The organism is Rathayibacter sp. VKM Ac-2762, from assembly GCF_009866585.1.
In the GTDB taxonomy this organism is placed as follows: Bacteria; Actinomycetota; Actinomycetes; order Actinomycetales; family Microbacteriaceae; genus Rathayibacter.
In genome coordinates, this window is sequence record NZ_CP047419.1 from 2,516,716 (window position 1) to 2,528,456 (window position 11,741).

An 11,741-nucleotide genomic window follows, 5' to 3' on the forward strand; every position below is an offset into this window, starting at 1 on the left:
CTACTCTACGGGGCGACCCCTCCCCCGCTCGGGAGCGCGCCCGCTGCGGCGTGCTCGCCCGCCTCGTCGCCTCCTCCGCGGAACTGCGTCATGTAGAGCTCGTAGTAGGCACCGCGCTGCTTCAGCAGCGCCTCGTGCGCGCCCTGCTCGACGATCCGGCCCGACTCCATCACCAGGATGGTGTCGGCGTCGCGGATCGTGGAGAGCCGGTGCGCGATGACGAACGAGGTCCGGTCGGTGCGCAGCGCGTTCATCGCGTGCTGCACGAGCAGCTCCGTGCGGGTGTCGACCGAGGAGGTGGCCTCGTCGAGGATCAGCAGCGACGGGTTCGCGAGGAACGCGCGCGCGATCGTGATCAGCTGCCGCTCGCCCGCCGAGACGCTGTCGCCGTCGGCGTCCAGCACCGTGTCGTAGCCGTCGGGCAGCTGGCGCACGAAGCGGTCGACCATGGTGGCCTTCGCCGCGTCGACGATCTCCTCGTCGGTCGCGTCCAGGCGCCCGTAGCGGATGTTCTCGCGGATGGTGCCCTGGAAGAGCCACGCGTCCTGCAGCACCATGCCCACGCGCGAGCGCAGATCGCCGCGCGCGAGGCTCGTGATGTCGACGCCGTCGAGCAGGATGCGCCCTCCGGTGAGCTCGTAGAAGCGCATGACCAGGTTGACCAGCGTGGTCTTCCCCGCCCCGGTCGGACCGACGATGGCGACCGTCTGCCCGGGCTGCGCCGAGAAGGTCAGGTCCTCGATCAGCGGCTGCTCCGGGTCGTACGAGAACGAGACGCCCTCGAACTCCACGTGGCCGTCGGTGCGCTGCGGGAGCGACGCGGTCGCCGTCTCCGGCTCCTGCTCCTCGGCGTCGAGCAGCTCGAACGTGCGCTCGGCCGAGGCGACGCCGGACTGCAGCATGTTCGCCATGCTCGCCAGCTGGGTCACCGGCTGGGTGAACTCGCGCGAGTACTGGATGAACGCGGTCGCGTCGCCGAGCGTCAGCTGACCGGAGGCGACCCGCAGGCCGCCGACCACGGCGATGAGCACGTAGGAGAGGTAGGAGACGAAGGTCATCGCGGGCATGATCATGCCCGAGACGAACTGGGCGCCGAACGAGGCGGTGTAGAGGCTGTCGTTGCGGCGGTCGAACTCCTCGAGCATCTCGCGGTCGCGGCCGAAGGCGCGGACGATCTCGAGCCCGGAGAAGGTCTCCTCGATGTGGCCGTTGAGCGCGCCCGTGTTCTTCCACTGGGCGGCGAAGAGCTTCTGGGAGCGGGCGCCGATCACGCCTGCGATCACGCCCGAGAGCGGGATCGAGATCAGCGCGATCAGCGCGAGCTGCCACGAGACGATGAACATCATCGCGGCGATGCCGATGATGGTGAGCACCGACTGCACCAGCTGCGAGAAGGCCTGCTGCAGCGCCGTCTGGATGTTGTCGACGTCGTTCGTGACGCGCGACATCACGTCGCCGCGCTGCCGGGTGTCGAAGAAGCGCAGCGGGAGGCGGTTGAGCTTCGCCTCGATGTCCTGGCGGAGGCCGAAGACCACCCGCATCACGAGGCCGTTGAGGATGTAGCCCTGCGCCCACATGAGCACCGACGCGACGACGTACATCAGCAGCACGATGATGATCAGGCGGCCGAGGACCACGAAGTCGATGCCCGCGCCGGGCACGATATCGGTCTTGGCCAGCATGTCGGCGAAGGTGCCGTTGCCCGAGGCGCGCTGCTGCTCGATGATCTGCTCGAGCGGGACGCCGGCGGGGAGCTGCGAGCCGATCACGCCGTTGAAGATCGTGTCCATCGCCTGCCCGAGGATCTTGGGCGCGATGACGGTGAGGACGACCGACAGCGAGACCAGGGCGACCACGAGGACCATCCGGGCGCGCTCGGGGCCGAGCAGCGAGAAGAGGCGCTTGGCCGAGGGCCAGAAGTTCTGCGCCTTGCGGGCGGGCGGCCCGTCCCCGAACATGCCGCCGTCGCCCTCGCCGGGCTCGAACTCGGGCTCGGGGGACGTCGTCTCCTCGGGGGCGGTGGTGTCGCGTGTGCGCGCCATCTCAGGACACTCCTTCGACGCTCAGCTGGGATTCGACGATCTCGCGGTAGGTCGCGTTCGTCTCGAGGAGCTCGTCGTGCGTGCCGCGGCCGACGACGCGGCCCGCGTCGAGCACGACGATCTGGTCGGCGTGGCGGATGGTCGACACCCGCTGGGCCACGATGATCACGGTCGCGTCGGTGGTGGCGTCGGCCAGCGACTCCCGCAGCCGCGCATCGGTCGCGACGTCGAGCGCCGAGAACGAGTCGTCGAACAGGTAGACCCGCGGCTTCGCGACGAGGGCCCGCGCGATGCAGAGCCGCTGGCGCTGCCCGCCGGAGACGTTGGTGCCGCCCTGCGAGACCGGCTCGTCGAGCCCGTGCTCCTTGCTCCGCACGAAGTCCTCGCCCTGTGCGATGCGCAGCGCCTCCCACAGCTCGGCGTCCGTCGCGTCGGGGCGGCCGAAGCGCAGGTTCGAGGCGATCGTCCCCGAGAAGAGGTAGGGGCGCTGGGGCACGAGCCCGATCACCTCGGCGAGCTGCGCCCGGTCGAGGGAGGAGACGGGCACGCCGTCGATCGTGACGGTGCCCTCCTGCGGGTCGAACAGGCGCGGCACGAGGCCGAGCAGGGTGGTCTTGCCGGCGCCGGTGGAGCCGACGACGGCCGTGGTGCGGCCCGGCTCCGCGACGATGTCGATGCCCGAGAGCACGGGGCGCTCGGCCCCCGGGTAGCCGAAGACGACCCCGGAGAACTCGACGCGGCCGCGCGCGGGCGTCGGGACTCCCCCCTGGGGCGTGGTGAGGCTGGTGCGGGCGTCGAGCACCTGCTGGATCCGCTCGGCGCAGACGACCGCGCGCGGGATCATCATCACCATGAAGACGCCCATCATCACGGCGGTGAGGATCTGGAGGAGGTACTGCAGGAACGCGGTGAGCGAGCCCACCTGCATCTGACCGGCGTCGACCCGCTGCCCGCCGAACCACAGCACGGCCGCGGTGGCCAGGTGCAGGATCATCATGATCGCGGGGAACATCAGCACGAAGATGTTGCCGACCTTGATCGACACCTCGGTGATCGCCGCGTTGGCCTTGCGGTACCGCTCGGACTCGAACGGCTCGCGCACGAAGGCGCGCACCACGCGGATGCCCGTGATCTGCTCGCGGAGCACGCTGTTGATCCCGTCGATCCGGTCCTGCATGAGGCGGAACAGCGGCAGCAGCAGGAACACCAGGAAGCCGACCACGACGAACAGCAGCGGCACCGACACCCAGACCAGCCAGGAGAGGCCGGCGTCCTCGCGCAGGGCGAAGACGATGCCACCGACGCACATGATCGGCGCGGACACCATGAAGTTGAGGGTCATCAGCACGAGCATCTGCACCTGCTGCACGTCGTTCGTGCCGCGGGTGATCAGGGTGGCCGTGCCGAAGCCGCCGACCTCGAGCCCGCTGAGCGAGTCGACGCGGCGGTAGACGTCGCGGCGCAGGTCGCGGCCGACGGACATGGCGGTGCGGGCGCCGAAGTAGACGGCTCCGATCGCCGCGGCGACCTGCACGACGCAGACGCCGAGCATGGTCATGCCGGTTCCCCAGATGAAGTCGGTGTCGCCGCGGCCGATGCCCTGGTCGATGATCTCGGCGTTGAGGCTCGGCAGGTAGAGCGCGGCGAGCGTCGCGACGAGCTGCAGCACGACGACGGCGGCCACCCAGCGCGCGTAGGGCTTCGCGTAGGCGGAGGCGAGGCGGAGCAGGATCATGGGTCCTCCGGAGGGGCGGAGCAGGAGCGGGAGGGGAGGGGACCGGGCTGGGGAGCGCGGAGCGCCGGGGAGCCCGTCGGGCCCGCACGGCGCGGGCGGCGGCGGCGTCCGGACGGCACGACGAACGGCCGGTCGGGACGGCGCTAGACAACCATCGACCACCGACACCGGTTCCGCAATCCGCCGAGGGGATGACTCCCCCGGCCCGCGGCCGCCGGGACGCGCGGAGGACGCGCAGGAGACGTGTCGGCGGCGGCTCCTACACTTCCAGGATGCGCATCGCCACCTGGAACGTGAACTCCATCCGGGCCCGCACCGGCCGCGTCGTCGACTGGCTCGTGCGCGAGGACGTGGACGTCCTCGCCATGCAGGAGCTCAAGTGCAAGCCCGAGCAGTTCCCGCACGAGGCCTTCGCCGACGCCGGGTACCACGTCGAGATGGTCGGGCTCAGCCAGTGGAACGGCGTCGGCATCGCCTCGCGCCTGCCGATGGAGGACGTGCAGATCGGCTTCCCGGGCATGCCCGGCTTCGCGAAGGAGGCGGCGGCCGACGGCTCCTACCCGCTCGAGGCCCGCGCGATCGGCGCGACGGTCGACGGCGTGCGCGTCTGGAGCCTCTACGTCCCGAACGGCCGCGCGGTCGACGACCCGCACTACCTCTACAAGCTCGAGTGGCTCGCGGCCCTCGAGGCGAGCACCCGCGAGTGGCTGGCCGCCGAGCCCGACCTGCCGCTCGCCCTGGTCGGCGACTGGAACGTCGCGCCGCTCGACAGCGACGTGGGCGACCCGAGCCTCGGCCCCGGATCCACGCACGTCTCGATCCCCGAGCGCGCCGCCTTCGCCGCCTTCGAGGACGCGGGCCTGCGCGACGTCGTCCGCCCGCTCGTGCCCGAGGGCTACACCTACTGGGACTACAAGCAGCTCCGCTTCCCGCGCAACGAGGGGCTGCGGATCGACTTCGTGCTCGGCTCCCCCGCGTTCGGCGAGCTCGTCACCGGCGCCTCGATCCACCGCGACGAGCGCAAGGGCGACGCCCCGAGCGACCACGTCCCGGTGGTGGTCGACCTCGACCTGGAGACGACCCTCGACGACGACCGCCCGATGATCTTCTGAGCATGGCCTCGTCGAAGAAGAAGCGCGCGCGGGCCCAGGCCGCCTCGGCCGGCGCCTCCCGCCCCGCCTCCCGACCCGCGACGGCACGCCCTGCGACCGCCCGTCCTGCGACCGCCCGTCCCGGAGCCGCGCACGACGAGTTCCGGTCCGACGCCTACCGCTCGGTGGGCGAGATCATCGCCGCAGGGAAGCCGCGCCGGCGCCGCTGGGACCTCGTGCTCTCGATCCTCGGCTGCCTCGCCCTCGGCCTGCTCACGATCGTGCTCGGCTACCTCGCCGCGATCCTCTCGGTCTTCCCCGCGCAGTGCGAGGGCCAGAACTTCGCCTGCGACTTCGACCGGATCGACTGGGGCGTCTCGATCGCGCTGATCGGGCCGCCCGCGCTGACGCTGATCGCCGTGGTCGTGACGGTCGTGCGCTACCTCGTGGGCCGACGCGCGTTCCTCGTGCCGGTCATCGGGTTCGTGCTCTGCATCGCCACCGCGTTCCTCGCCTCCTCGCTCGTGACGAGCTCGATCCCCGGTTCGGCGCTGGTCTAGCACTTACCCGGGGGGCGCGTCAGCGGTCGGAGCGGTCGGCGCTTGTCCAGCACCGACCCGGGGGCGCGTCAGCGGTCGGGCGGGCGGCGCTGGTCCAGCACCGACCCGGGGGCGCGTCAGCGGTCGGCGTGCTCGGGGCGCGATCGCGCGGTCAGCCGCAGGCGGGCTCGTCGTTCAGCGTCACCGCGGTGGGGTTGATCATCGGGGTCACCCGCACGGTCTGGTCGCCGAAGCCGGAGGCGTCGCCGGCGCTGAACTGCACGTCGAACGTCTCGGACTGGCCGGGCGAGAGCTGCACGGCCACCTTCGAGACGGGACGGCCGAGGTCGTCGAGGCTCTCGGGTCCGTAGCCGGTGCCGTCGGCCCAGGCCGCGCTCGACACCGTGGTCCCGGGAGGGCCGTAGACGTAGATGTTGGTGACGAAGTCGCCCAGAGGGTACGCACCGCGCCCGCCGGCCGCGGCGACGTAGCCGGGCAGCGTCCGAGCGACCGCCTTCGAGATCGTGTTGGTCACGGTGACGGAGGTGGTGAAGACCGCGCCGGAGGCGGCGCACCGGCCCGCGCTCGACTGCGTGACCGCCGTGCTCAGGTAGTAGTCCATCTTCGAGCCGCCCGAGGCGTCCTGGAAGAACACTCCGGTGGTCGTGCCGTCGGTCGTCGTCTGCGGCAGGACCCCCGCGATCGGCGTGGGCGCGAGGAGCGCCTGCTCGTCGGCGTCGGAGCTGTAGGCGAGGATGCGGCTCTCGTCGACCGCCTTCACGATCGCCGGGAGCATCTTCGTCGGCTCCATCTCCCCGCCGAGGATCTTCCCCAGGACCGTCGCGCTCGCCTCCGAGAAGAACTCGTCGGTGCGCTCGGCCACGACCGACTCCGGGTAGCGGAAGTAGACCTCGTTGAGCAGGGTCGAGACGGTGTTCTCGCTCGTGAGGACCGTGCCGTCGGTGAGGGTCACCGGCCCGGTCGAGCCGAGGAGGTAGGAGAGGGCGACGGGGTCGATCGCGAGGACGCCGTCGATCCTCTGCTCGGGGAACTTCTGCGCCCAGAACTGGGAGGCGATCGAGGCGGCCGTCGGGAAGTCGGGGCGGCTGGTCGAGACGTTGAAGGTCGTCGCCATGTTCTCGCCGATGGTGTCGAGCGCGCTCTGGTCGACGGTGACGGGCGCCAGACCGCGGAAGTCGCCGCTGCCCAGCTGACGGCCGATCGAGATCGCGCCGCCGTCGACGTCGAGCTGCATCACCGACGACGCGCCGCCGCCCAGAGCCTGCGACTCCGCCAGGTTCTGGAACATCACCAGGTAGTGGCGCGGACCGGACGCTCCGAGGGAGTCGGGGAGGATCGCGGTGAGCGGCTCGACCTGCTCCATCGCCGCGGTCGCGGTGGCCAGCTGCGGAGTGAAGGAGTCGAGGGCCGAGGCGACCTGCGGCACCAGCGGGCCGCGGTCGATGCCCTCGACGCGGGTCTGCGCCGCGTCGACGACCTCCTTGGCGACGGTGATCTTCTGCGAGAGCTCGGTGATCGCCGCGAGGTCGACCCTGCCGTCGACGGGCTTGAGGATGTCGAGCGAGGTCGTGGAGAGCGGCGTGACGATCCGGCCGGAGACGTCGTCGGCGATCTCGGTCGCGGCGCGGACCGCGGACAGGTTCGGCCCGAGGACGGGCACCACCTCCATCACCCGCCACACCGGGTCCTCGGTCTCGTCGCGCGCCTCGCCGGTGAGGGTCGCGATCCGGCCCGCGGTCTCCTCCGCACCGGAGGTGTCGAACGTCGTCAGCCTGTCCGTCACCTGCGACACCAGCGGGATCGCCTCGGTCAGCTTGTCGCGGACGGTCATCGCCTTGTCGTAGGTGCGCACGCCGAGGAGCACCGCGACGACGGCGCCGATCAGCAGGACCAGGAGGACGATCAGCGTGATCCAGAGGCCGCGACGGCGGCGCGGCCTGCCGCGGGCGGAGCGGTCGGCGGACGTGGTGGTGCTCATTCGAGAGAGCCTAAGCGACGGTCGGCGGAGTGCGACCGGGCCCGCGCCACCGGCCCCGTCCCAGGACGAGGGACACGCGACGCGGATGCGCGGGCCGTCCGGCGCCTCCGCCGGGACCGAGCGGGAGGCGGGGATGCTGCTCCGCTCAGCCCAGCAGGAGGGACACCCCGATGAGCACGGGCACTGCGGCGACCGTGGTCACAAGGGCCGTGTCGCGGGCGACGGCGACGCCCCGGTCGTAGCGCGAGGCGAAGGTGAAGATGTTCTGCGCGGTCGGCAGTGCGGCGGTCACCGTCACCACGAAGAGGTGCTCGGAGTCGAGGTGGAACGCGAAGCGCCCCAGCAGCAGCGCGACCGCCGGCATCACCAGCGACTTGAGGACGGACGCGACCACCACCTCCACCCGCGCCGGCCCCGCCTCCAGCGGCCGCTGCCCGCGCAGCGACATCCCGAAGGCGATCAGCACCAGCGGGATCGACGCGTTGCCGATGATCGAGAACGGCTGCAGCACGGGCGCGGGCAGCTCCACGCCAATGAGGGCGACGACGAGGCCGAGGGCGGAGGCGATGATCATCGGGTTCCGCAGCGGCTGCGTGAGGATCGCGCCGACCGAGGTCCGCCCGCTCGTCGAGACGTCGAGCAGCGTCAGGATCGTCGGCGCGAGGACGATCAGCTGCAGGAGGAGCGTCGGGGCCACCCACTGCGGATCGCCCAGCACGTAGATGGCGACCGGCAGTCCGATGTTGTTGGCGTTGACGTAGGAGGAGGCCGCGGTCCCGATCACCGTCTCCGGCAGCGGGCGGGGGAAGAGCAGCCGCGAGGCCAGCACGTAGAGCAGGGCGACGGTCAGCACCGTCAGGAGCGAGACGAGCAGGAACGAGGAGAAGAGGACGGAGACGTCGGCCCGCGACAGCACGGTGAACAGCAGCGCCGGCGTCGTGACGAAGAAGGCGATCCGCGACAGGATCAGCCGGCTCTCGGGCGGGACGATCCGGAACCGCGCGATCAGGTAGCCGACCGCGATGACGACCCCGATGATCGAGAAGCCGGTGAGCACGCCCTCCACGCCGCCGCCTCCCCGCCGCGGCCCGTCCGCTGTCGCGCCTCCACCCTAGGCAGTGGCCGGGCGTTGCAGCGCCGGCGGGACGCGCCTACGGTGTGCGGCATGCCGCATCTCGAGGTCCCCGGCGCGAGCCTCCACTGGGAGGCGGACGGCCACGCCTCCGCGCCCGCCCTGCTGCTCGTGCACGCGGGCATCGCCGACCTGCGGATGTGGGACCCGCTCGTCCCCGACCTCTCGCGCGACCGGCTGGTGGTCCGCTACGACGTCCGCGGCGCGGGCGGAACGAGCACGGAGGACGTGGAGTACGACCCGCGCCGGGACGCCCTGGACGTGCTCGACCACCTCGGGGTCGAGCACGCGGTGGTCGTCGGCTGCTCGCGGGGCGGGACGCTCGCGCTCGACCTGGCGCTCGAGCATCCGGAGCGGGTGACCGGCCTGGTCGTGATCGCCCCGGGCCTGGCGGGCTTCGACTACCCCGCGCTGACGGCGGAGGAGGAGCGCCGCTTCGGGGAGGTCGAGGCGCTGGAGCTCGCGGGCGAGCGGGAGGCCGCGGCGATCGTCGAGGCGGAGCTCTGGGCCGTGGGTCCCGACCGCTCCGCGGACGACGTCGCTCCGGAGTTCCTCGCGCGGGTCCGGGAGCTCGCGCTCACGGGCGTCGGCCACGAGGCGGAGGCCCCCCGCCCGATCGGGCCCTCCGGGCCGGCGGGCGAGCGGCTCGGGGAGATCGCCGTGCCGACCCTCGTCGTGGCGGGCGCGCACGACCTCTCGGAGTCGCTGCCGGTCTGCGAGCACCTCGCCGCCGAGGTGAGCGGTGCCGAGCTGCACGTGCTCGAGGACGCGGCGCACCTGCCCAGCCTCGAGCACCCGGAGGAGTTCCTCGCGGTGCTGCGGCCGTGGCTGGAGCGCCACGGGATCTGATCAGGCCACGGCGGCCAGGTCGAACGCCCAGTCCACGTAGAGCTCCGGCGGCTCGCCCTGCTCGACGAGGTCGATCCGGTCGAAGCCGGCCTCGACGCAGGTCGCGCCGGCGTCCAGGTCGCTCTCCGCTACAAAGGCGTGCACGAAGCGGGGCACGGGGAACGCCGCCGCCTCCTCGAGCAGCATCCGCACGGAGTCCGCGGTGATGCCGCGGGCGTGCGGAGCGATGCTCCACGCCGCCTCGTAGGCGACGACGCCGCGCGAGCAGCCGTACCAATAGCCGATGGAGCCGACGGAGAGTCCGTCCAGCTCGACCACGTAGAAGAACGCGTCGCCGTCCGCCCAACCGCGCAGGTAGCGGTCGTGGCGCACGAGGATCTCGCTCTCGCTCTCGAGTCCGCCGCCCGCGTGCGCGAGGGTGTCGCGAAGGACGGAGGCGTCCGCCTGCGGCCAGGGGAGCAGGCGGAGGTTCTCGGGGTGGTGGTCGATGCTGGCTGTTCTCTGGTCGCTTCCGGGTTCGGGTCCCGTCACGCGCTCCGATCCTCTCTCTCAGGATGGCTCGCCGATCGAGCGCGCCGCCAGGGTGTTCGGCGCGCCTGTCCGATCGGATGTCTCCGCACTCGGGATGCGGACACGGTATCGCCCCATCTTCGACCCGATGAGGGGAGGGAAACGGAAGCGGTGAGGAATCTAGCCCCGGACGGGGGGTGGCACCTGCACAACACCTGGGCAACCGCTGACCGCGGGGCCTCCGAGGGGCGGCGGAGACGTGCGCCCGCCCCCGCGAGATCGCCGCTTCGCTCCGCCGAGACGCAAGAAAAGCGCGCGCACGAGCCCATACGCTCGGAGTCGGAGCGCGTTCCGCTCCTGCAGCCCCGTATCACCAGCGTGAGGAGGATCACCATGTCGCAAGCCGTGCAGAGCACCGTCGTCGGAGAACCCGAGGTCGTCGAGGACCGCGTGGAGGAGTCCGCCGCCTGGCTCGACCTGAAGGCGGCCGCCGCCGCGCTGCAGCCGCTCCAGTCCCAGGACGGCTCGCTCGCCGAGCCCGAGCGGCTCGAGGAGGCGCGCACCCTCGTCGAGCGGATCGTCGCCGGCGTCCGCACCCTCGCCCCCGCGTTCCCGCACGACGCCGCGTACCTCGACGCGCTGGTCGTCGACCTCGAGCGCTGGAGCGCCGGCGGCCTCGGCCTGCCCGACTTCCTCGACTCGCTCACCGCGTTCCAGCCGCAGCTCGAGCGCGTCGACGGCCGCCGCCACCTCGTCATCTTCCCCATGTACACCCAGAACGGCAGCCGCGACCGCCACGTCGAGGCCGTCCTCGTCGAGGTCGTCTGGCCGCGGTTCGTCGCCGAGCTGGAGGCGGGCGACTACTCCAACGCCCTCTTCGTGCCCGTGCGCTTCGTCGACTTCACCGCCGGCTACGACACCGACAGCGCCGTGCTGTTCCCCGAGACGGTCGCGATGCGCTCCGTCCCGTCCTTCACCTGGGGCGCGATCTTCGCCGACCGCGAGGCGGCCCGGTTCCGCCGCGTCGTCACGGAGGCGGCCCGGATCACCCGTCTCGAGCTCCCGGAGGACGCGCAGCGCCTGCTGGCCGACCAGCGCCTGGCGGAGGAGTCCTTCGTGATGTGGGACCTCATCCACGACCGCACCCACATGCGCGGCGACCTGCCGTTCGACCCGTTCATGATCAAGCAGCGGATGCCCTTCTTCCTCTACTCGCTGGAGGAGCTGCGGTGCGACCTCACCGCCTTCCGCGAGGCCGTCGCCATCGAGCGCCGCCTCGGCGCGCTCGACCGCCGCGACGACGAGGAGGAGGCGCTGGCCGAGCGCTCGCGCTTCGTGCAGTACGCGATCCTGTTCGACCGGCTCTTCCGCTTCCCGCTCACCGGGTCGCGGGTGCGCAACTACGACGGCCTCGGCGGCCAGCTGCTCTTCGCCTGGCTGCACCAGCACGGCGTCCTGCACTGGACCGACACCCGGCTGGCGTTCGAGTGGGACGGCGTCGCCGACGTGGTCGTCGCCCTCTCGGACGCGATCGACGAGCTCTACTGGCGCTCGATCGACCGGCCGAAGACGGCGCACTGGCTGGCCGCGCACGAGCTGATCGCGGCCACTCTCACTCCGCACCCCGCCTCCGCCTGGGCCCGCGGGCTCCCGGACGAGGTGCTGCTCGGCGCCCCGCGCGGGCTCACCGACGCGGTGCTGGACGACGAGTTCCCGCTGTCGATGTTCTACGAGGCCCTCGGGAAGAAGATGGGCGACGTCATCGCCTCGACCCGGGGCATCACCGGCCGGGACTGACGTCGCGCCCGGGAGGCGGCGGGGTGCGCTCCTCCGCCTCCCGGGGC

Annotated in this window: 9 protein-coding genes; 4 read left to right on the forward strand and 5 right to left on the reverse strand. The window is 71.8% G+C overall.

Annotated elements, in window-relative coordinates; all coding sequences use genetic code 11:
* Positions 1-5: 5 nt before the first annotated feature.
* Both GTU71_RS11865 and GTU71_RS11870 read right to left on the reverse strand, forming a co-directional pair.
* The gene (locus GTU71_RS11865) at positions 6-2,042 is read right to left on the reverse strand and encodes an ABC transporter ATP-binding protein (protein WP_159940212.1); all 2,037 of its coding nucleotides are present in this window, start codon (positions 2,040-2,042) and stop codon (positions 6-8) included.
* Position 2,043: 1 nt separating this feature from the next.
* Complete coding sequence (locus GTU71_RS11870) at positions 2,044-3,777, reverse strand: ABC transporter ATP-binding protein (protein WP_104247972.1); 1,734 nt, start codon at positions 3,775-3,777, stop codon at positions 2,044-2,046.
* Between the two features lie 272 nt (positions 3,778-4,049).
* On the opposite strand from GTU71_RS11870, the gene GTU71_RS11875 reads away from it, so the two are divergent.
* Positions 4,050-4,889, forward strand: coding sequence for an exodeoxyribonuclease III (locus tag GTU71_RS11875; protein ID WP_104295563.1), 840 nt, complete (start codon positions 4,050-4,052; stop codon positions 4,887-4,889).
* A gap of 2 nt (positions 4,890-4,891) precedes the next feature.
* Positions 4,892-5,428: a hypothetical protein gene (locus GTU71_RS11880; protein ID WP_159940214.1), complete on the forward strand. Its 537-nt coding sequence runs from the start codon at positions 4,892-4,894 to the stop codon at positions 5,426-5,428.
* A gap of 151 nt (positions 5,429-5,579) precedes the next feature.
* Here the strand turns inward: GTU71_RS11880 and GTU71_RS11885 are convergent, their stop codons facing one another.
* Positions 5,580-7,406: a DUF4012 domain-containing protein gene (locus GTU71_RS11885; protein ID WP_104222808.1), complete on the reverse strand. Its 1,827-nt coding sequence runs from the start codon at positions 7,404-7,406 to the stop codon at positions 5,580-5,582.
* Positions 7,407-7,551: 145 nt separating this feature from the next.
* Positions 7,552-8,472, reverse strand: a complete 921-nt coding sequence (locus GTU71_RS11890; RefSeq protein WP_159940216.1) for an AEC family transporter — start codon at positions 8,470-8,472, stop codon at positions 7,552-7,554.
* Positions 8,473-8,571: 99 nt separating this feature from the next.
* Between GTU71_RS11890 and GTU71_RS11895 the strand changes: the two genes are divergently transcribed.
* Positions 8,572-9,387, forward strand: coding sequence for an alpha/beta fold hydrolase (locus tag GTU71_RS11895; RefSeq protein WP_159940218.1), 816 nt, complete (start codon positions 8,572-8,574; stop codon positions 9,385-9,387).
* Here the strand turns inward: GTU71_RS11895 and GTU71_RS11900 are convergent, their stop codons facing one another.
* The gene (locus tag GTU71_RS11900) at positions 9,388-9,918 is read right to left on the reverse strand and encodes a hypothetical protein (RefSeq protein WP_104260956.1); all 531 of its coding nucleotides are present in this window, start codon (positions 9,916-9,918) and stop codon (positions 9,388-9,390) included.
* 372 nt (positions 9,919-10,290) lie between these two features.
* Between GTU71_RS11900 and GTU71_RS11905 the strand changes: the two genes are divergently transcribed.
* Positions 10,291-11,694 carry a DUF6421 family protein gene (locus GTU71_RS11905; protein WP_159940220.1) on the forward strand — a complete coding sequence of 468 codons (1,404 nt, stop codon included), beginning with the start codon at positions 10,291-10,293 and terminating at the stop codon, positions 11,692-11,694.
* The last annotated feature ends 47 nt before the right edge of the window (positions 11,695-11,741 follow it).